Source organism: Bacillus cereus group sp. RP43 (assembly GCF_040459645.1).
Taxonomy (GTDB): domain Bacteria; phylum Bacillota; class Bacilli; order Bacillales; family Bacillaceae_G; genus Bacillus_A; species Bacillus_A mycoides_C.
In genome coordinates this window covers 102177-124647 of record NZ_JARVHQ010000003.1, presented here as the reverse complement: position 1 = coordinate 124647, position 22471 = coordinate 102177, and the positions used below count along the sequence as shown (strand labels likewise).

Below are 22471 nucleotides of genomic sequence, written 5' to 3'. Positions count from 1 at the left end.
ACATGGGAAACGTGTACGGCTTGTTTTTTAGATTTACATAATGCATAGAGAGAATGCTAGGCTTGTATAAACCTGTTGTATCTATCCTTCTTTCTTGATGATGAAAAAGAAGCAAGTTTCTCATGGATAGTATGCTGTATGTACAACTGATACATATATATACGTAAAAGAAATTAGGGGGATAGAAGTTTAAACAATCATACAAGATCGGAATAGAACAGTATGAATGTAAATGGATCAGATAAGCTGGTGATACACCACGATAGAGGGGTTGGCTGGAGACAAGAACTTTTATATCCGAACCAGAGAAAATTATTAAAACAAAGGAGAGTAAGAATGAAGAAAAAATCAAACATAAAAAAGAATTTAAAGGCAACTGTAACAACCGTGACAACAGCAGGCATTTTGTTCACAGGTGTATCTCCAAGTTATGCAGAGGAACAACAGAATCAGACACCTATCGAACTAACGGATGCGGAAGCAAAAAAAGAGAAAACATTGGTGGATAATATAAAAGAAAACGAAGTAATTCAAAATCAGGAGCAAATGAATTCAAATGATGCCCCTGCTACAGAACAAGAAGAACAACCAAAAGGCAATGAAACGAGTGAAAGTAAAGTTGAACAAAATACTTCGATTCAAGAACAACAAAACCGGATAACGGATAGCGTGCAAGATGCAGAAGCAGATGAGGGCAAAGTAGTGGATGTTTCGACATTTGAAGAATTCAAGACAGCATTACAAAATAAATCTGTGACAACCGTTAATGTTATGAAAAACATTCAGATAAATGAGGAAATTCCTATTCAAATAACTAAGTCACGGAATCTTACGATTAATGGGAATGCAGATCAGAATGTCAAGATATTTCATAGTAAATCAATAAAAGTAAACGGGGCTGGTAATACTGAAACCGGTGGTGTAACCTTAAAAAACGCAAAAATTACAGGTTCGGAGACCTCGTCCAGTTTTTTGAGAATTGAGGGTACTACTTCTTCTAGTGGTGTCTACACCATAAAAGATGTTAGTTATAGTGGTTCAAGTAGTATACTATCTAATCAAACTTCTAAAAAAATAAAAGTAGGTATTGAAGGAAATACGAGTCAAAAGTCAAGGATGATGTTTTGCCAAGGGGCAGACGTAGTATTTCGTGAAGGCTCAACGTATACAGGCGCTGGGACTTATGGCAATGTGGATGTATTATTAGAGAAAAATGCAAAGGTAAATATGCTACCAAATATTGACAGGACTCCTATCAATATAACAAATTTGACAGTCAAAGAAGGTGGAGAGTTCCGTGCGAGTGATGTAGCAGGCGCGATCACAATTCGTAAAGGAGTTGTAGAAGAAAAAGGTTCTTTCCATATTGCTGGTGATAATGGTTCGAATGGTGTGCTAATAGGTAATGTAACATTATTTAATCCTGCTAGTTATAGTATCAGCAATCTAACAGGTAAAATACTAACTACTTCTAGTGGTTATCCTTCTGATATTATTCTGTACGACGGGGATGTGAATACATGGGAAGATAATGCTGATTTTGAGAGTTTACCGGGGATGTCATGGAAAGCTGTAGAATATTTTAAGTGGTCAACAAGTACCGGCGTAAATTCAACTGATGCTAATTTGGACAATTCAAATTTTGGAAAGGTCCGAAAGATAGCGGGAGGAACAGGAGGGACAGAAGTAACCGTACCATCGGCTCCTGACGTAAAGGAAGTAAAGGATACAGACACAAAAGTGACGGGTAGCGCGCAAAAAGGTGCTAAGGTGAGTGTAAAATCAGGAGAAACAGAACTAGGAACGGGAGAGGTTCATGAAAATGGAACCTATAGCATTGATATTCCGAAACAAAAAGCAGGTACAAAATTATCTGTGACAGCAAGTAATAGTGCTGGTATAAGTGAAGCAACGGAAGTAACGGTGCAAGCAACACAGCTGGAAAAACCAGTTGTCAACTCATTAACAACGAAAGATAAAAAGGTAACAGGAACAGCACAACCATATGCGAAGATTGAAGTGGTGACAAACTATCAAAAAGCAACTTATAGAGGCGAAGCCGATGAAAACGGGAATTTTGAGGTCGCATTGAATCAACCTCAAAAAGCGGGTACGAAAATTGGTGTGAAACAAAGTATAGAAGGAAAAGAAAGTGAGTACACAGAGGTAGAAGTCCAAGCACCATTAGTAGCACCTGAAATAAATCCAATTTATACAACTGACACAATGATTAAAGGAACAGGAGTAGCAAATACAACAGCCATTGCTAAAATTGGAGAGGCAGAATTTGTAGGGAAAGTGGATGATAAAGGTAATCTTCAAATTGATATCGAGGATTCCTATCCAGTCGGGACTGAAATTTCTGTTCACTTAAAAAATGATAAGGGATTAGAAAGTGAAGTAAAGACTGTAAAGGTGCAAGAAATCTGGGCAATTCCAGCTGTAAATGAAGTAACAGATCAAGATGAAAAAATAACGGGAACAGGCACCGCAGGTGCAGAGGTAACCGTGAAAGTTAAAGACGGAAAAGAAATTGGGAAAGGCACAGTAGCGGACGATGGTACTTTTTCTATTACAATTCCGAAACAAAAGGCCGATACACAGTTAGATGTGAAAGTAGTAAAAGGTGAGAATGAGGGAACGAAGTCAATTACAGTAAAAGATGTGACGCCACCTGAGGCACCGCAAGTAGATGATGTGAAAGCAACAGACAAGAAAGTAACAGGAACAGGAGAACCTGGTGCGAAGGTTTCTATCAAAGAGAAAAACGGAGCTGAAATCGGAGCAGGAACAGTGGACAAGGATGGCAAGTTCTCTGTTGAGATTGCAGCGCAAGTAGCGGGAACTGTGGTATCTATTACCTTAACAGATAAAGCAGGAAATGTAAGTGGAGCAAAAGAGTTAACGGTACAAGAAGGAATTGCGAGCCCAACTATCAATGACTACTACACAACAGATGCCTATGCAAAAGGGACCGCAAAAGGAGCAAGTAAAGTAGCGATTTATGTAGATGGGAAGTTAATCCGTACAGCAGGCGTGAATGCAGACGGAACGTATATGATTTATACGGGAGATATTGTAACGCTTCAAAAAGAAGGAGCAGTCTTTGAAATCGCAGCGCGAGATGCGGCAGGCGCAGAAAGTCAAAGGACACAAGGGACAGTTCTCGCAAAACAAGCTCCAAACGCGCCAGCTATCAATGACTACTATACGACAGATGCCTATGCAAAAGGGACCGCAAAAGGAGCAAGTAAAGTAGCGATTTATGTAGATGGAAAGTTAATGAGAACAGCGGGCGTGAATCAAGATGGAACGTATACGATCTATACAGGAGATATTGTAGCGCTTCAAAAAGAAGGAGCAGTCTTTGAAATCGCAGCGCGAGATGCGGCAGGTACTGAAAGTCAAAGGGTACAAGGAACAGTATTGGTAAAACAACGTCCAGAAGCACCGACTATCAGTAAGTACTACACAACGGATGCTTATGTAAAAGGAACCGCAAAAGGAGCAAGTAAAGTAACGATTTATGTAGATGGGAAGTTAGTGCGAACAGCGGGTGTGAATGCAGACGGAACGTATATGATTTATACGGGAGATATTGTAGCGCTTCAAAAAGAAGGAGCAGTCTTTGAAATCGCAGCGCGAGATGTGGCAGGCACAGAAAGTAAAAAGACACAAGGAACCGTACTTGGTGTAGAAGCAACTATGACTGCAAAATCCTTCCATTTGGGAACAGATAACTATATCGAAGGAACGGTAAGTGCAACCATTCAAAAGGTGAAAATTATAGTGGATGGTGAATTACTTCGTCAAACAACAGTAGAAAATGGAACATATAAAATTTATGCGAGAGATTTGGTGAAAGATGCAAAACAAAAAGTAGAAATCGCAGGATTTACAAGTGATAATCAGGAAGTTGCTAGAACAAAAGTAGAAGTAAAATAAAAAAGACAGAACAAGTTCCATCTTATGCATGTGAATGGGATGGAACTTGTTTATAAATAAGGAGAATAAAATATATGAAACAACTAACCAAAAAGATGATTTCCACTGTATGTATGACAAGCATTCTGTTTTCAGCAGGTTGTACAGGAGCAAAAGATATAAAGAAGGAAAGCCTGGAGCAACAAGAAGTGAAAAGTGAAATTGGAAAAGAGAAAGTGAGTCAGGAGATGGAGATGAAAATAAAAGTTACCGGAGCCAAAATCATAGAAGATAAAACTGTGTCGGAACAAGAACAGGTTGTTCAAGTCCAATTTGAAATAAAAAATGAGGGAAAAGATGACAACGGAATTGGAGCCGGTGATTTTGTGATCCAAGATGATAAAGGGAAAACATATCCGATGTACGGAAAAGAAGATAACTTTGGCGATGTGATTCCAGTAGGTAAAAGCTTAAAAGGAAATGGATATTATAATATAGCAAAAGGCACAAAAGAGTTAAAAGTTGTGTATAAACCAACGGTAAAGCAAGAAATGGATGAAAAAACAATTGAATGGAAGATTGGAAATCTGAAAAAATAATATTAAATATAAAAAGAGGGGCAATGTTAAAAGTGAAATCTAGATTAGATAAGAAAAAAGTATTTATGTTCAGCTCTGTCCATGTATGGATAGATACACGAATATATTATAAGGAAGCAATGACTTTAGCACGAAATGGCTATCATGTAGACCTATATGCAATTGAAAATGGCACCTCCATTACAGATACTTCCGTAAAAGTTCATTTACTTCCTAATAAATCAAGATGGCATAGACCATCTCGCTGGCGATATTTATACAAAGAGGCGCTTAAATCCGATGCATTATATTATCATTTTCATGATCCTGAGTTGTTAATAGTGGCTGAGAAATTACGAAAAAAAAAACCTGATGCTATCATCATTTATGATATGCATGAGCATTTTCCAAGTCAAATAATGACAAAAGAATGGATACCTAAGTTAATACGAAAACCACTTTCTTCATGGATTCATGGTAAAGAAAAAAGAGCTATGCAGGTCTGTAACTCTGTCATATTTGCAGAAAAGTCGTATGTAAGTAACTACCCAGAATATAAAGGATTGAAAAAAGAGCTTTTAAATTACCCAACATGGCAACTTAAAAAAAAGGTCTTAAAAGAAGAAAAATTCACGTTCATTTATGTAGGAGATATTGTAATTGAACGAAATGTCTTTGGCATGCTAGAGCTTATTAGTGAGTTGAAAGATAGAGGCTACAAGGATATACAATTGAAGCTAATTGGACCAGTGGATATCTCGCTGGAGCTACAGTTAACTGAAAAAATTGCAGAATTAGGAATAGAAGAAGAAGTAAATCTTTATGGTCGTATCCCATATGATGAAATTTGGAATCATTATAGAACAGCTCATATAGGACTTTGTTTACTATATCCGCATCCTAATTTTGTACATTCTCTAGCAACAAAATTGTATGAATATATGGCAGCGGGGTTACCCAGCATCATATCAGATTTCCCAGATTGGAAAGTATTAACACTTGAAACAAATTGCGGGATAACAGTTGATCCTTATAGCCTGTCTAACATAACAGATGCAGCGGAAAATTTAATGAATAACCCTCAACTTTTTAGAACTCTATCAGAGTCAGGTAGAGCAGCATTTGAAAAACATTATAACTGGGAGAGTGAATCAAAAAAACTAGAACAATTATATGAACAACTATTACAAGTAAGATTTGAATAGAGGTACTAATGATGGAGAAGATTACATTTAATGATTTTTGGAAAGTGTGTAAGAAACATTTTTTAATTATAAGTATGCTTCCGATTACAGTTATCACAATAGTCTACTTATTAAATAAAGAAATATTACCACCAAAGTTTGAAACTGCAACTCAATTGATTGTCTCTATGCCAAAGAGTAATGTAGAAGGCTATTATTTTGACAATGTACGCTCTAGCATGCAATTAGTAGATACATTTTCTTCTATCGTACAAAGTAAAAAAGTGATGGAAGAAGTGAACAAGCAATTACACATAAAAAATAATTCAAATAAAGTAACTGTAATTACAGATGAAAAATCTTTAATTATTAATGTGAAGGTTACAGGAGAAAATAATAAAGAAATAATTGATGTAGCTAATGCAGTTGCTGGAAATGCGCAAGAGAAGTTCAAACAATTATTTGAGGGAATGAATATAAAGGTTTTATCAAAGTCTGAAGAAGCAAAAGAGATTTCAATCACATTTCAATTAATATTGGGAACAATAACGGGGATTATGTCAAGTTTAATATTTATTTTTACAATATTATTTTTCAGCTCCATTATTACCAAAAATGAGCAGATAAAACAAATGGGCTATATTGTGCTGGGAGATGTACCATTAACAAACGGCAGAGAAGAGGATATATATGTTTAAGTTTGGCCATAAGGATAACCCATCTCAAAAATCAAAGAGAAGCTTGAACTTTATAAAAGAAAAGTTTCATCATATTCAAACTAGTTTGCAATTTAGTAGAAATCTAGAAAACAATGCATTAAGATCAATTGTTATTACATCTGGGAGTAAAGGAGAGGGAAAGAGCTTTTGCGCTTGGAATCTAGGAAAAAGTCTAGCTTCTAATAATAGACGGGTTTTACTTGTTGATGGTGATATGTATAAGGCGAAATTATCAAAAAAATTAAATACTTTTGAGCAAATAGGATTATCAGATATATTAATTTCCGAAAAAAATCCATTAGAGTTTATTAGTGAAACGGTTCAACCAGGCTTATTTATTCTTCCAACAGGAATATTGCCACCAAATCCTATTAAGTTAATAAACTCAGAAAGAATGCTAGAAGTAATAAAGCTCTTAGAAGAAAATTTTGATATGGTAATCATTGATACACCACCTGTACTGTTACTGAGTGATTCAAGAATTATAGGTAACATGTGTGACGGTGTAATTGTAATCATACGGAGTGGTTTAACTAAAAAAATGGACTTAGAAGTAACCATGGAGTTTTTAAGCCAGGCAAATACACATGTAATAGGAACCATATTAAATGGAAGAAATTATGGAAGAAATGAGATGAATAGTTATTCTTACTATTAATTCTAGTAAAACTCAGTACGAAAAGATTTCTTTCCTTAACCTTGATCAAAAAAAAGAAAGGTTGATACTCGTAAGCCTACTGATCCTATTGAGTGTTGTAACCGCTAGTATACCCTATGGTGTATTTCTTCCGTTATTTTTAGTGGTGTGTGTGGTATTTATAGTCGTACCTTACAAAAAAATAATTAATAGCCTTTGGATAGGAATCTTAGTTACATCATTTCTTGGATCTTACCTTGGAATCCCAGGTAATCAGAGTATTTTCTTGTTTAGAATTTTACTAATGTTACATTGTATTATGTTTTTGTTTTTTGACAAAAAAGAATGGAATAGGCTTTCATATTTTAAAATCCATTTCATTTTATTAGGTATTTGGTTAGCTGGTAGTGGTATTAGTTTATTTTGGGCAGGGATACGGATTGAAGCAATAAGGTATATTTATTATATTTTCGAAGCATGTTATTTGATTCTATTAATTGTCTACTACGTTTATGACCAAAAAAGCTATCGGTATTTTGTAAATGTGATCATATTCTTTTATATACTTGCAATATTTATTGGTATTATAGAAGTTTTCACTGGATGGCATATGTCATTATCAGGTTCTCTTTTTTATGAAACATTAACAAGTAAATTTCAACCTACTGCATTCTTATACAACACGAATGATTATGCTATGTTTTTGGCAATATTTTTTCCACTTGTATTTTGTAGAATATGGAGAATGAATGTAAGGCCGTGGAACATCTATTTCGCTATTCTATTATTATTACTCAGTTTGTATTTAATCATTACAACATATTCAAGAATGGGAATAATCGCTATTGTATTAGAAGTATCTATTATTTTTGTATTTTATATGCGAAAAAGTATTGTTTTCATAGTCTTTGGTTTATCTGTTTACCTACTTATAGAATCTTTTTTACAACAAAATTCTCAAATGAAAGTAGAGCAAATAATAATTTCAGCTTTTACGAAAAAAGGTGCTTCTACGGATGAGCGAATGAATCTTTATCAAACGTCATGGGATATTATTCGGGACAGTCATTTTTTAGGGATAGGTGCAGGAAACGTTCCCATTCAAATTAATTCCTATTTAACAGGGCATGAGTCAATGAGAAATGCATATAGAGCCCCACATAATTTTTGGCTAGAATCAATTGGGGGCATTGGATTTTTTTCTTTCGCAATTGTGGGACTTATTATTATATCACTATATCTTTCTATACGAATATGGATGAAACATGGGCATATAACTAACACAATTCAATACCTTATACCATTATTAATTGTGATTGTATTTATTTTTAGTTCTATAGCCCTAAGTACCATTATTGAAAAAAGATATCTGTGGCTCGCATTAGGGCTTGCAATAAGAATGATAAACATAGAATTCATAGAAAAAAAGGAGGGGGATTAGAAAATTGTTTTATTTTATCCTAATTAGTGGAACCATGATATTATTTTTCCTGATTTTACTAGTATATTTTTATTTTTATCCTTCCAAAGGTATACAACGTATTCGGCAATTAGAAAGGGTAAAGAAAGAATATATAAATCAAATACACGGGCCAAAACGAATAATTGTTGGTGGAAGTGATGTGCTTTATAGTTTCAATACAGATAAAATGAATCGAGAATTGGCTGTTCCTACGGTAAATTTAGGGACGAATGTAGGACTTGGTATGGGGTATTTATTAGATTTTGCAAGAGAATATTTGAAGTCAGGAGACGAAGTAATTATTTGCCCTGCATACTCTTTGTATTATAAAAGACCATATGATATTTTTGCATATGAATATTATCGAATGTACGATCGTAAAAAACTTAAGATATTCACATTGAAAGAACAGATCTATTTTCTATTAGCAAATATGAAATTGAATCTTGCTTATGTACAGAAGCAATTTAACTTGAGTGACAGTGGCGCATATATAGATGTCAAGGGAACTGTACTAGATGAAAAGAAAAACAGGCCGCTTAAATTCCCTCGAAAATTTGAGGAGACTGAATCCATTCAAAACCTATTGGATTTTAATGAATATTGCTTAAAAAATCAAATCAATGTGAAATTAACCTTCCCATCCACTTTGTATTTTTCGGAGTATATGAACAGTAGATATTTACAAGAATTGGTTCAATATTTGTCTGTAGAATTTGATTGTATAGGAAAACCCGAAAGCTACTATGTTCCCAAATCCAAAATCTATAACTCTGTATATCATGTTAATGAAGTAGGACAATCGTTACGTACCAGAAATCTAATTGCTTACCTGAAAATTGAAGAGGTGAATTATGGATCAAAGCATTTATAATGATGAATTAGTAAGTGTGATTATGCCTTGTTATAATCCAAATTCGCATATAAAAGAGGCTATTGAAAGTGTTTTGCTACAGACATATACAAATTTAGAATTATTAATAATAGATGACGGTTCTACTGAATCAGTTCAGGAATTTATCGAAGATTATTTAATAGATAAGAGAGTACGCTTTATAAAGCAATCAAGAAATCAAGGAGTTGCTATAACAAGAAATATTGGCTTACAGAATAGTAAAGGGCGTTATATAGCATTTCTTGATAGTGATGACTTATGGTTTCACGAAAAGCTAGAACAGCAACTGGAACTGATGAAGATGCATCAAGCAGGATTAGTATACTCCGCTTATGAGGTTATTCGTAATGCATCAGATAATGTAATCAACGTTATATGGGTTCCAAAAACCATAAAATATCGAAACCTTCTCAAAAATACAATTATTGGATGCTTAACAGTGTTAATTGACAGAGAAAAAACAGGGAATATTAAAATGCCAGTAATTCCTGTAGGAGAAGACACCGCGACGTGGTTGAATATTTTAAAAAAAGGCCATATGGCATATGGAATTGAGCATCCACTTGCTAAGTATCGCGTATCAGGATCATCATTATCCGGTAATAAGTGGAATATGGCCAAGGGAACTTGGAAGATGTATCGGAAAACACAGCACTTAAGCTTTTTTTCTACTGGCTATTACTTTAGTTTTTATGCATTTAATGCAACTTTAAAGAGAGTTTATAAGAGAGGGAATTTACTGTAATGGAAAAATTACTTTTTAAAATTATAAGTCTATTAAAATTTATTTTCTATCTAATAAGGAGAGGTGTAGATATATTAATTAGTTGCTTAGTTTTATTATTTACAGCACCTTTAATGTTAATTATAGCTTTACTAATTAAATTGGAGGATGGTGGCCCTGTTTTATTTATCCAAAAAAGAACTGGTAAAGATAACAAACCGTTTAATATATATAAGTTCCGTTCAATGTATAAATTTAATCATAATAAGCAAAGGCCTGTTGAAGTGAAATATGATTGGATTCATGGGGTTCCCGAAGATTTTGTGTTTAAAAAGACGGAAGGGCATGATCCAGATATTACAAAAATAGGATTATTTCTTCGCAAAACTAGCTTAGATGAATTGCCTCAATTCTTAAATGTATTAAAGGGTGATATGAGTATCGTTGGTCCAAGACCAGAGATAACAGAAATAACGAAATATTATTCGAAAGAGCAGCAAAAACGTTTAAAAGTAAAGCCAGGAATCACGGGTTGGGCTCAAATTCATGGACGTAGTGATATGAACAATGGTCAGAAATTAGAATTGGATATGTACTATGTAGAGAATCATAGTTTATTACTCGATATTTTTATTATTTTAAAAACAGTTAAGGTGGTTTTAACAACTAAAGGGGCGGTTTAATGAGGAAACCTTTTATACCTAAAAATATTTTGATGGTCAGTCACGATTATTTACCTAATATTGGTGGAGTAGCAGTTTATGTACATGAAATGAGTTATGCACTGAGCAACATGGGACATAAGGTAACAATTTTAACACAATATCAAGCAGAATATGGAAAAGTAAAAGAAGAACACTTTGAAAATGTAAGGATATTAAGAGTACCTATTTCTAGATTGAGAAAGCTAAATGATTTGCAATACATTTATCGAATGAGAAATTTAATTAATAAATTGCAAAAAGAAGAACAAATTGATGTCGTACATTGGCATACCTTGAATAAAGATGCTAGGGTAATACGAAATTTAAAGGTGGATGGATTGGAAGTTTATACAAATCATTTATCTTGGTTCCGTATGTTGTACAACGAAGGGAATTATAAGAAGATATATTCATTAATTAAAGATCCGGATTTTATTATTTGTCCTAGTAGAGAAATTGAGAAAATGTCTGGAGAGCTGTTTGGCAATGAAAGAAGTTGCTATTTACCTAATGGGGTAAATCCAAGCATGTTCGTTTTAAATGAAAATGATGTAGAAGAAATTCGAAAATCGTATAATATTCCTTTGAAAGATAAGGTGGTTTTAACAACGAATCGTATGGAGCCAATTAAAGGCATGCGCTATTTTATTGATAGTATTTCTGGGATCTTAAAGGAACATCCAGATACAACTATCATAATAATTGGTGATGGAAGTGAACAAATAAAATTAAGAAAAAAGATTCAGTCTCAAAATATTAATCAATCAAAAGTAATCTTTATTGGAAAGGTTGCTAATATAGAAATAAAAAAATGGATGTCTCTTGCCGACATATATGTACAACCATCTTTAATGGAAGGGTGTAGCATTGCCATTATCGAAGCTATGGCTTGTTCCAAGGCGATTGTTGCCTCAAAGGTTGGTGGAAATCCAGATATTATAAGCCATGGTGAATCTGGTTTACTTGTTAGACCGATGTCATCTTTAAGATTACAAGAAGCGGTGTCATATTTGCTTAAAAATCCTGAAATATGTAAAAAGCTCGGATTGAGAGCTAAAGAAAAAGTAGAAAATGATCTAAACTGGGTTTCACTTGCGGAACATATTTCAAAAATTTATGAAGAGTCCCCTCATTAGGTGAAGAGGAGTATTTCATGCAGAAAATTACTTCAAATTACTTTTTTGTAATTATGTATCATTTTCTTACTGTTATCACACCCATATTTACAACGCCTTATGTGTCTAGAGTATTAGGACCGAAAAATATTGGGATAGATGCCTATGTTAATTCGATAGTTCAAATTTTTATGGTTTTTATTGTTCTTAATATTGGCGTATACGGTAGAAAACAAATTGCATCAGCACAGAGTAAAAAAGAAATTCATACAGAATTCTGTGCCATTTATAGTGTTCAATGTATGACGACAATTATTGTATTGAGCACGTATATTTTTTATATTTTTCAAATCAATAACTATCATAATTTATTTTGGATGTATGGAATTACCTTAATTGCAACAGGGTTAGATGTAGCTTGGTATTTCATAGGATTGGAAAAAGTAAAGCAAATTATGATTCGAAACTCAGTTATTCGATTACTTACTATCGTGTCTATTTTTATATTTGTGAGAACGCAGGAAGATTTGTGGAAATTTGTTCTAATAAGTAGTTTATCACTTCTCTTTGGACAGTTTATAACATGGAGCATTTTATTAAAAGAAATTAAACAAATTAAGCTTTCATTTTTGGGTATAAAACAACATATTAGATCAGTATTAGTTTTATCCATTATTCCATGCGTGTCTCTAATATATATGTCAATAAATAAAATTTATTTAGGCCACATTGTAGGGAATACTGCAGTCGGTTTTTACAACCAAGCGTATAAGCTGATTATTATATGTATGGGATTTATTAACGCATTATCAACTGTAATGATGCCTCGCATGGTAAACCATTATACACGGGGAGAAAAAGAAGAATTCAAAGAAATGATTGAGTTTTCTATAAAATATACTTGCATTACTACTTTACCCATTATGGTAATGATAACAATATTAGCAAAGGACATAATCCAAATTTTTCTGGGTAGTTCTTTTTCATCTGCTTCTAATGTATTAATCGCATTAGCCCCAGGATTAGTATTAGCAGGTCTATCAGAAATTTTTGGAGTTCAAATATTACTAACAATAGGCAAAGAAAAGCCCTTTACTTTATCAGTTATTATCGGTGCATTTATTAGTTTGAGTACAAATTTTTTATTAGTAACCCACTTACATAGTATTGGTACAGCCATTGCTTTTGATGTTGGCATACTAACAACTTTATTAGTCCAAGTGTATAGTTCCCGTAATTTTATTTCTTTACCCAATTTACTATATGGCGTATTAAAATATGGTTTGTTTAGTGTCTGTACGGGAGCGGTTATTATATGTATTGATAATTTACTGGTACACCATAATGAAATTTTAACAATTGGAGTTAAATTGATACTAGCTGCTATTACTTATATGACTTTTCTTTTGATTAGTAAAGATAAAATTCTATCCAGGTTAATTTTCCAGATTGTGAGGAAATAAATATGACAAAAAAATAATGATAACTGGCGGTTTTGGGTTTGTTGGTACCCAACTAATGATACAGATATAATTTATCAAGTGCTCAATTATTTAAATAAAATTATGGGGACTAACTTGAAAACCGAAATGATGCCAGCACGTTTGGGTGAAATTCAAGATAGCTTACTCTACTATAAAAAAGCCTTTTTAAAAACAGACTGGTCATCACAATATATATTGTTAGAAGGGTTAACTGAAAAGTATAAATTAAACTTAATGAAAAAAGGGGTATCAATATGAGTCTATCAAAAAAAATAGAACAAAATAAAGCAGGAATTGTTGTTATGGGTTTAGGATACGTTGGATTGCCATTAGCTGTATCTTTTGCAGAAAAAGGTTTTAGTGTAATTGGTTATGATTTAAGTGAAGAGAAGGTGCAATTAATAAACAAGGGGAAATCAGACATTATTGATATTCATTCTGAGAGGATAGCTAATGTTGTAAATAAAGGATTATTATTTGGAACAACAGAGAAGCGATGCTTAGGAGAGGCAGATGTTATTATAATCTGTGTACCAACACCACTTACTAAATCATATCAACCGGATATATCTTTTATTAATGCAGCTGTGAATGATATTCAAGGTCATTTTCGTTCAGGAACATTGATTGTTTTAGAAAGTACAACGTATCCGGGAACATCTAAGGAATTGATTCAAAAACCATTAGATGAAAGTGGATATACCTTAGATAAAGATTATCATATTTGCTATTCACCTGAACGTGTAGATCCTGGAAATGAAGTATATAAAATTGAAAATACTCCTAAAGTAATAGGTGGGGTTAGTAAAAAGTCAACTGCGATTGGTCAAGCATTGTATAGCAAAATTGTACAACAAGTAGTACCTGTTGCAACTGCAGAAATAGCGGAAATGAGTAAACTTTTAGAGAATACTTTTCGTAGTATTAATATTGCATTTATTAATGAAATGGCATTGCTCTGCGAAAAAATGAATATTGATATTTGGGAAACTATAGATGCTGCTAGTACAAAACCTTTTGGGTTTATGCGCTTTACTCCCGGTCCTGGAATTGGAGGACATTGTATACCATTAGATCCTATGTACCTTTCCTGGAAGGCAAAAGAATCTAATTTTTTTAGTAGGTTTATTGAATTAGCACAGGAAACAAATCAAATGATGCCAGAGCATACGGTTTACAAAGCAATGACTGCCTTAAATCGAGCGAAAAAACCAATAAATGGATCTAAGATATTATTAATTGGTATGGCATATAAAGAAAATATTGATGACTTACGAGAATCGCCTAGTCTAGAAATTCTTGAAAAGTTACAAGAGGTAGGTGCAGAGGTATCTTTTTGTGATCCATTAGCTACAACCTATCATGATAGACACAATGAAGTTCATACATCTATAGAATTAAATTACTCCTTAATTCGAAATTATGATTTAGTAATATTACTCACTTTACACGACGTATTTAATAAAGATGAAATCGTTAATAACAGTAATTTATTGCTAGACACAAAAAATTATCTAAAAAAATACTACACTAATAAAATAGTCCGTATTGGTGATGCGGGATGAATGTAAATTAATAATTATCCCTTTGAGACTCCCACGACTGAAGTCGCAAGCCCTAATCCTTACGGATTAACGGGTGGGATTCTTGAATGAACAAACGTTCGCAGTCCATTTCTGTTTTGAACAGCCTTCATAATGAGGGCATCTCATTGCCCCTCCTAAACCAGACCATATAGGTGTTTAGGCTTATTGACTATTACCACCAATCACAGTTGCGTAGCGAATATTCATCGCCCCTACGATATCACGATGTTTCTCAAATCCACATTGACACTTGTATTCTCTGTCTTGTGCCTTATTTTTTTCAGAACCTTTCGGACAGGTTTGACTTGTATAAGCAGGGTTCACATATTGGATCTTAATACCAACTAATGTCGCTTTGTACTCGATGAATTGTGCTAAACGATAAAATGACCAAGTATGTAGATTTTTTCGTTTTTACGGCTTGTTCTTGCCGTCTGTCTAATATTCACTAACTGTTCTAATCGAATGACAGAAAATTTCACTTTTCATAATTGGGATGCCATTTATGAAAAAATGAAGAATATTGAAGCATAATTTCTTAAGTCGAAAAATATAGGGTTGGACCATTCTCGTTGGTACGGTTTAAAATGTAATCTATTTTACTTTTAAAACATTCTTAAATAATGAATTGAATTTCTATTAGTTTATAGTCTTTAAAAGAGAAATGGAAATGGAAATATAATTATTCTTATAATTAACTATTTAGTAGCGAAACATCATACAAATATACTGTTTTTTACCTAGGAATCGGTATTTATTGAACTTGGGATTAGTCGACATTAAATTGTATTATAATCTTATCAAACTTTACGGAGGGGATTATATATGAAAGACGTTTTACAAGAGCTACTTATTACTAAAAATGATTACTTGATACACGAACTCTATCAAAAAGATTTATCAAATATTGCAAATACACTTAAGGATTTTACTTATAAAGAACAAGCTACATTAATTGAATTATTCCATACTGAACAGGCTGTTAAAATCATTAACCATTATTCTCTTGAAAAGCAACATCTTATTTTTATGCATCTATCTATTGATAAAAGTAAAACACTAATAAATAGACAACTCGTTAATAATATCACAAGTTACTTTTAAGTAATTAAATTTCCTAATAAAATTATTAAAAAGGGAACTACATTTTTCAAGTCAAGGTTTTGTTATTTATTTTGTAACTAAGGTTAATAAAATATAATTTCTTAGATTAAGTACCTTCAAAATAATATATAGCGTATTTTGAATGTTACTTGTGATAATTGTACATTCAGCAGGACTATACTTATTGAGATTTAATGCAGAAAATGTAATCGGATGAGTGTATACAATTCATTCTAGAATATGAAATAAAAATTTTGTTAATTCTACAAATAACAGGGGTATATTTATGTTTCAAATGTTTAATCAAATTCACGCTGGATCGTGGGTTATTTTAACTTTACTATTTATTATAAGTTATATGTTTAGAGTAGAGATAACATTATTGCTACAAAGATTTTTCTATATAAGCATAATAGGTTCAGGAATTATTATGCTTAATATGATGGATTTTCCATTGAAGTATACCTTAAAAGGTCCATGGCACTTATTCTTATTATAATGATGGAAATCATGATTATACGAAACCAAAGAAAAAAAGATAATATTAAATGGTGAATAGTATTGGGTTGTTTACTTCTTTCACTTTCAAATAACTAGATATAACGTTATTCGAAAGTTAAAATATTAAACAACCTTTGTAGAATATGATATTAGTTATATAATCCATGTAGAGTCGATGTAACCTAAATTAAAGTAAAAAACCATTGGATGGATACATTTATATAATAGAGTAATTTCCGAAGAAACCAACATTTATTTTTATCTTAGTATATCTAAAAATAAAACAACTGCCAAGCTCTCTTTCAAGAAAGCCTTGGCTTTTTCGCATGTTTCTATACCGCCTAGATAAGAACCTTAACTACATGTAAAAGTTGAAAGAAGATAACCATATGCCTAAAATAAAACAAAAGTAATGACGATACCTATCGCCATTTACCAACAATTATAATTTAAATAAGTGAGACAAATATACCAAATTGAAAATTCTGTTTAGAAGTTTATGATCGTCTTCATTCAACATTTCGATTTTAAAATACTAAAATATCTCTTATCTTCTCAATTGCTAATCACCTTCAACAATAAGTAGGCTTATAGATGCAACTTCATTTTCATTATAACAAGGCTCTACACTATCCCGAATAGATAAACTTAAACCTTTTTGTGTACATAAATAAATAGTTAATTTATCATTTTTAATTATATAAAAAATACATAACTATAGATATTATTATTGAACCCTTTTGAACTACCCCCACTTTCACTTCGTTTAGAAGAGGGGGATTCCTAAGTAAAGAGTTCTATCGAACTCTAATTTATTAGGCTATCTCCACAGTCCTTGCGGTTAGAAGCCTTATCGCTTCATTCTTTAGATTGATACTTGCGTTAATATCCCTATCATGGTGTGTACGACAAGAAGGGCAGTCCCATTTACGTAGGTTTAGATTTTTAACGTCTTTGTTTTGATATCCACAACAAGACATAATTGGCTTGAAGCAAATGTTTTCGATACAACAATGACTTGTTTACCGTACCATTTTGCCTTATATTCCAACATAGTTCGAAACTCAGACCATGATACCTCACTAATTGCTTTTGCTAACTTTTGATTCTTTAACATATTCGATACTTGCAAATCCTCTATACCGATAACATCGTGGTTTTTGATGATTTCAGTCGAGATTTTGTCCAAGTAATCTTTTCTAGCATTCGTCATGTATTCATGAATTCTAGCTACTTTTACTCGTTGTTTATTCCAGCGAAAAGATCCTTTCATTCTTCTAGAAAGAACACGCTGTGCCTTTGCCAACTTCTCTTCTAATGATCGAAAAAACTTCGGATTTTTATAGGTAGTTCCATCTGACAAAATGGCGAAATCTTTTAGTCCCACATCCATTCCAATGTAAGAGTTTGTTTTCGGAAGTTCTTGCACTTCTGTTTCAACTAACAATGACACAAAGTATCTGCCAGAAGGGTTCCGTCTAACTGTAGCATTTAAAATACGTCCAATTACTTCACGACTTTTGGCAAATCGAACAAGATCTAGTTTTGGCAATTTCATTTTGTTTCCTACAACGGCAATGTTTTCATTTGTTTGTTTTGTGGTATAAGATTGTACGTTGTTCTTCTTAGATTTGAAACGCGGGGCATTGTTTTGTTTTTTGAAAAGGCGTGTATAAGCATCCGCAAGGTTGCGAACAGACGACTGAATCGCGATACTATCCACTTCTTTTAGCCAAACAAACTCTTTCTTCATGGCAGGGAGTTTGGCAGAGCATGTACCATATGTCAAACCTTTCCCTGTTTCTTTGTATGCATTATCCCATAGAGATAGGAAATGATTGAATACAAAACGAGAACAGCCAATCGTTTTATTGATTAGGGTTGCTTGTGCTTTATTTGGATAGATACGAAATTTATATGCTTTATTAATCATCATTCATTTCACCTCCATTTCGGTATGTTTCTATTGTACAACAAACGTATATTCGATAGATAGTAAAGTAACAGTTTATGTATGTCGAACAATTAAGATGGATTCCTGCCATCCCTTGTCCGAAGTCAATTCATCTCCCACCTACTCACTAAGCGTTCCTTGAGGAAGAAGTCTTCTTGGCTAAAATGGTAAAACTAATATAAATCGACGAAATTAGAATTCATCTTCCATAATTAGATTTCCAGCATCATTATCTTTCGTTAATCATTGCTACAAATAATTTACTTTTGTTAGTCTGTCATATTTATAGGTAGCGCAGAATGAAATTAAAAATTAATAGGATTATTATAAATAATTTAATCGCACACGTATTTAAGCACCATTTTAGACCTTTACAATAGCTCTATTATTAGTTATATATTGTGACATTCAAACAATATTGGGTTGGTATTTCAAAAGTTTGATCAAGCTGTCACTATATTAATAGGGAATAGATATCAATCCATCCACGTTAATATACGTCAAATGGTTTTAAGAGAAAAATAGAAAAAGCAAGAATGATTCATATCATGTCACGTGTAGGAAAATGTATAAACAATGGAATCGTTTTGAGGTACGTTGAAGCTTGAAAAAATATTATTTATTTAGTGTGAAACATTTGAAGTGTTATAACAAGCAAAAGATAAATATATCTATTTTCACACTAACAAATGTTACCAAATAATTCTAACTAGCTTAAAGTATTTTTATTATTTTCCCTATCTATTTAACAGGAATCTATTCAAGGATAACGCATCGGAATTTTTTAGAAACGTCGTAACTTTATTTAAACCTTTGCGACTTTCTTAGAAACATCGTGACTATATTTTAAAGTCACATTCACACAGGTTAAATATTATAAATGTAGTTTAATAAAGGGGGGATATTGGGTAAGCAGTATAAACATTTAATCCTACAGTTTACATAATCTTTATTATACGCAGTTGTTAAAACTAATAAAAAGCAATCTCAAAATGAATAGTACTCTTATGTCATTGAGATGAATAACGTCATAAAGTAAACTAATTTAGGATGGTCGAGGAATCTTTTACTAAAAGTATTAATTTCTATTATTCAGGATTAATATTTTGATAAGTAGCAAGTTATAATTCTGAGCTAAAAATGCTTCGTATCTCAAAATGAATAGTATTCTTGATTTATGAGATGTGTGAGAAAAAATGCTAATTTATGTAGCATTCCTATATATTAAATTCACTAAGATGTCCATATTCATTATATATTTGCTTTATAACATTTTAAAATCCCATATAGGGGTCACCACACATGCCCATCAACTTAAGAAACTTTATTACCCCCAAGTATCAAAAAACGTTATTCTTTCTAAACAAGCTAAACAGAAAGGATCACCAAGGTAATCTACAAAAAAGAGCCTAAGAAATATTTCTTAGGCTCTTTTTTCTCAATCTTACTTATTGAACCATAGCAGATACGATTACAGTAAATTCAGATGTAGCATTCTTAGGGTTGGCAATATAAAGAGATCTTTTAGATACGACACTTGTTCGATTGCCACTTAATACACCAGAGAAATGAGTAGGGTCTGTTGCAGCAGACTTATCTTCCATTACATTAAAACTAATAAAATCCGGGTCCCCGCCACCTTCAATCTCCCATTTTAAATATTTTGTTCCTGCAGGGAGATTTTCAGTACTAAAGTTACCACTTGAACGATTTTTCTGTCCTGGTTGTGGTCCTTTACTTGATCTTACTCTTGCAATCTCTACTGTCGCTTTGGTTTCCATATCCATTCCCCTTTTCATAATAAATGTATATTTTAGTTAGGTTACTACAGCAACCTAACTAAAATATACAATTTATAGAAAAAAATGGGTATTGAGAAATATTGAGACTTCTTTATTAATTCAAATTATTTATTCATAAATTACAGCATATATTTTTATTCCAACTAATGATGTAGCATGCCTAACATTATCAATGTACATTTCTTTTTTTTGTACCACTTCAGTTCGATTTTCGTGTAAAACGTCACTAAAAATAAGGTCATCCATGTCCCAAAATTTATCTTCCATTACATCAAAAAGAATATCGTCTAAATCGCCACCACCCGCTAGTTCCCATTTCAAAAACTTTGTGCCTTCGGGTAAAATTGCAGTGCTAAATAACTGACCTGGATATATAGTTGTTACCAATTGTCTCCTATTTATCTTCATTTACATAGCCCCTTTTTCAATAAGCATCATTTACTAAAATATATAATTTTTAGAGGTATTTAGGTATTGATAAAATCTACATAATACCTATTATCGGTAACTATGAAAATGTAAAAATAGTCTTAAAGATTGCTTTATTGCTTTGAAGTTGTTTTTTGTCCGCAGAAGTATGCTTAATAGGCTTCACCATAAATGCCCATCAACTAAAAAACTTTACTAGCCCCAAGTATCAAAACAACGTTATTCTTTCTAAAGAAGCTAGATTAGAAAGGATGACATTTTCTTATGAATCTCTCGATACAAGATGAACTACAACCATTTGTGGAAGAATTACAACGATATATTACACCTGTATTTTTAGACGAACTCGCAAGAGAGAGCGGATTTATAAAGCGAAAACGTAAGTTTTCCGGCTCAGACTTGGCTACGATTTGTATTTGGATTAGTCAACGAGTAGCAAGTGATCCCTTAGTACGATTATGTAGTAGGCTTCATGCAGCCACTGGTACTTTACTCAGCCCTGAGGGCTTAAATAAACGTTTAAACGCTAAAGCAGTTTTGTTTTTACAACATATTTTTTCTTTACTGTTACAACAAAAAATATGTGAACAAACACAAATTTTTAACCATTTCTTCACTTATTTTGGACGAATCCGTATCCTAGATGCCACCGTATTTCAGGTGCCAAATGCTTTAGATAATGTATATCCAGGCTCTGGAGGCTGTGCTCAAACAGCCGGAATCAAAATTCAATTAGAATATGATCTGCACAGTGAGGAATTTCTTAACTTTCAAGTTGGACCAGGAAAAAATAATGACAAAACATTTGGCACGGAGTGCTTAGATACCTTACGACCAGGAGATTTATGTATTCGTGATTTAGGTTATTTTTCATTGGAAGACTTAGACCAAATGGAACAACGAGGTACATACTATGTGTCTCGTTTAAAATTAAATAAGAATGTATATATGAAAAATCCAGATCCAGAATACTTTAAAAATGGTGCTATTAAGAAGCAATCGGAATACATACAGATCGATGTGAAACGGCTTTTAAACCAACTACAGGCTGGAGAAACATTTGAATTAAAACATGCTTATATCAGTGATAAACAACAACTATTTGCACGTGTTATTTTTAATCGATTAACAGAAAAGCAACTTCAAAAACGGCGAGCAAAGATTTCGGAAAAAGAAAAGTCTAAAAATAGAGCGTACTCAGAGAAAAGTAAAATGGTAGCTGGATTAAACGTGTACGTGACGAATACACCTTGGGAATGGGTTCCGATGGAACAGGTACATGAATTATATACTTTACGTTGGCAAATAGATTTTCTCAATTTTAGTTGTATTTGAAAATTCTATTCCGTTTTTTATACTAAACAACAACTGTTCACGAGACTCCTCTAACTTAATTTCTATTTTTTGATTTGTTGTATATCTAATTGCATTTGAAATAAAGTTATTAAGAACCATTTCTATTTTTTCTTTATCACCAAATATAAGTATCGTATCTTGTGGATATTTAAAAAATACATCTATATTTTTGGATTTCATTTCAATTTCATGCGCTTTTAAAACATTGTGAATTTGTGATACTATATTAAATTGTTCTTTTTTAAATTCATTCCGTTCTATTTTTTTGCAAAATTCAAAAATTCTTCAATTGAATTTGAGATATTATCAGTTT

At 32.6% G+C, this 22471-nt stretch carries 18 protein-coding genes and 4 pseudogenes; 16 read left to right on the top strand and 6 right to left on the bottom strand.

Going from position 1 to position 22471, the window contains the following annotated elements:
• Positions 1 to 336 precede the first annotated feature (336 nt).
• From QCI75_RS29510 to QCI75_RS29450, 13 genes are all read left to right on the top strand, one after another.
• On the top strand, positions 337 to 3945 hold the full coding sequence (locus tag QCI75_RS29510) for an Ig-like domain-containing protein (protein ID WP_353762076.1): 3609 nt from the start codon (positions 337 to 339) through the stop codon (positions 3943 to 3945).
• A 74-nt stretch (positions 3946 to 4019) separates the two neighbouring features.
• Complete coding sequence (locus QCI75_RS29505; RefSeq protein WP_353762075.1) at positions 4020 to 4523, top strand: DUF4352 domain-containing protein; 504 nt, start codon at positions 4020 to 4022, stop codon at positions 4521 to 4523.
• Positions 4496 to 5707: a glycosyltransferase gene (locus tag QCI75_RS29500; RefSeq protein ID WP_353762074.1), complete on the top strand. Its 1212-nt coding sequence runs from the start codon at positions 4496 to 4498 to the stop codon at positions 5705 to 5707. Before QCI75_RS29505 ends, QCI75_RS29500 begins: the two co-directional genes overlap by 28 nt.
• Before the next feature lie 11 nt (positions 5708 to 5718).
• Positions 5719 to 6384: a YveK family protein gene (locus QCI75_RS29495; protein ID WP_353762072.1), complete on the top strand. Its 666-nt coding sequence runs from the start codon at positions 5719 to 5721 to the stop codon at positions 6382 to 6384.
• On the top strand, positions 6377 to 7063 hold the full coding sequence (locus QCI75_RS29490) for a tyrosine-protein kinase family protein (protein ID WP_353762071.1): 687 nt from the start codon (positions 6377 to 6379) through the stop codon (positions 7061 to 7063). Before QCI75_RS29495 ends, QCI75_RS29490 begins: the two co-directional genes overlap by 8 nt.
• An 88-nt stretch (positions 7064 to 7151) precedes the next feature.
• Positions 7152 to 8483, top strand: a complete 1332-nt coding sequence (locus QCI75_RS29485; RefSeq protein WP_353762070.1) for an O-antigen ligase family protein — start codon at positions 7152 to 7154, stop codon at positions 8481 to 8483.
• Positions 8484 to 8487: 4 nt separating this feature from the next.
• On the top strand, positions 8488 to 9378 hold the full coding sequence (locus QCI75_RS29480; protein WP_353762069.1) for a hypothetical protein: 891 nt from the start codon (positions 8488 to 8490) through the stop codon (positions 9376 to 9378).
• Positions 9359 to 10144 carry a glycosyltransferase family 2 protein gene (locus tag QCI75_RS29475; RefSeq protein ID WP_353762068.1) on the top strand — a complete coding sequence of 262 codons (786 nt, stop codon included), beginning with the start codon at positions 9359 to 9361 and terminating at the stop codon, positions 10142 to 10144. Before QCI75_RS29480 ends, QCI75_RS29475 begins: the two co-directional genes overlap by 20 nt.
• Positions 10144 to 10806, top strand: coding sequence for a sugar transferase (locus QCI75_RS29470; protein ID WP_353762067.1), 663 nt, complete (start codon positions 10144 to 10146; stop codon positions 10804 to 10806). Before QCI75_RS29475 ends, QCI75_RS29470 begins: the two co-directional genes overlap by 1 nt.
• On the top strand, positions 10806 to 11963 hold the full coding sequence (locus QCI75_RS29465) for a glycosyltransferase family 4 protein (protein ID WP_353762066.1): 1158 nt from the start codon (positions 10806 to 10808) through the stop codon (positions 11961 to 11963). The genes QCI75_RS29470 and QCI75_RS29465 overlap by 1 nt, the downstream gene beginning before the upstream one ends.
• Before the next feature lie 17 nt (positions 11964 to 11980).
• Positions 11981 to 13405 (top strand): oligosaccharide flippase family protein, encoded by a 1425-nt coding sequence (locus tag QCI75_RS29460; protein ID WP_353762064.1) that lies wholly within the window; start codon positions 11981 to 11983, stop codon positions 13403 to 13405.
• 114 nt (positions 13406 to 13519) lie between these two features.
• Positions 13520 to 13684 carry a hypothetical protein gene (locus tag QCI75_RS29455; protein WP_353762063.1) on the top strand — a complete coding sequence of 55 codons (165 nt, stop codon included), beginning with the start codon at positions 13520 to 13522 and terminating at the stop codon, positions 13682 to 13684.
• Positions 13681 to 14991 (top strand): nucleotide sugar dehydrogenase, encoded by a 1311-nt coding sequence (locus tag QCI75_RS29450; protein ID WP_353762061.1) that lies wholly within the window; start codon positions 13681 to 13683, stop codon positions 14989 to 14991. Before QCI75_RS29455 ends, QCI75_RS29450 begins: the two co-directional genes overlap by 4 nt.
• Positions 14992 to 15174: 183 nt before the next feature.
• Here QCI75_RS29450 and QCI75_RS29445 read toward each other — a convergent pair.
• A pseudogene (locus QCI75_RS29445) lies at positions 15175 to 15485 on the bottom strand (zinc ribbon domain-containing protein); the annotation flags it as partial.
• Positions 15486 to 15837: 352 nt separating this feature from the next.
• Here QCI75_RS29445 and QCI75_RS29440 point away from each other — a divergent pair.
• Complete coding sequence (locus QCI75_RS29440) at positions 15838 to 16116, top strand: hypothetical protein (RefSeq protein WP_353762060.1); 279 nt, start codon at positions 15838 to 15840, stop codon at positions 16114 to 16116.
• 286 nt (positions 16117 to 16402) lie between these two features.
• Complete coding sequence (locus QCI75_RS29435; protein ID WP_353762059.1) at positions 16403 to 16615, top strand: DUF1516 family protein; 213 nt, start codon at positions 16403 to 16405, stop codon at positions 16613 to 16615.
• An 817-nt stretch (positions 16616 to 17432) separates the two neighbouring features.
• Here the strand turns inward: QCI75_RS29435 and tnpB are convergent.
• The 4 genes and pseudogenes from tnpB to QCI75_RS29415 form a co-directional block, all read right to left on the bottom strand.
• A pseudogene (gene tnpB / locus QCI75_RS29430) lies at positions 17433 to 18553 on the bottom strand (IS200/IS605 family element RNA-guided endonuclease TnpB).
• 210 nt (positions 18554 to 18763) lie between these two features.
• Positions 18764 to 18856, bottom strand: a pseudogene (locus QCI75_RS29425) (site-specific integrase); the annotation flags it as partial.
• A gap of 1163 nt (positions 18857 to 20019) precedes the next feature.
• The gene (locus QCI75_RS29420) at positions 20020 to 20352 is read right to left on the bottom strand and encodes a hypothetical protein (protein ID WP_016097133.1); all 333 of its coding nucleotides are present in this window, start codon (positions 20350 to 20352) and stop codon (positions 20020 to 20022) included.
• 129 nt (positions 20353 to 20481) lie between these two features.
• On the bottom strand, positions 20482 to 20781 hold the full coding sequence (locus QCI75_RS29415) for a hypothetical protein (protein ID WP_098223837.1): 300 nt from the start codon (positions 20779 to 20781) through the stop codon (positions 20482 to 20484).
• A gap of 285 nt (positions 20782 to 21066) precedes the next feature.
• Between QCI75_RS29415 and QCI75_RS29410 the strand changes: the two are divergent.
• Positions 21067 to 22119 (top strand): annotated as a pseudogene (locus QCI75_RS29410) (IS4 family transposase); the annotation flags it as partial.
• On the opposite strand, the gene QCI75_RS29405 reads toward QCI75_RS29410, so the two are convergent.
• Complete coding sequence (locus QCI75_RS29405; RefSeq protein ID WP_353762058.1) at positions 22096 to 22338, bottom strand: hypothetical protein; 243 nt, start codon at positions 22336 to 22338, stop codon at positions 22096 to 22098. The pseudogene QCI75_RS29410 and the gene QCI75_RS29405 overlap by 24 nt on opposite strands.
• Positions 22339 to 22471: the final 133 nt, after the last annotated feature.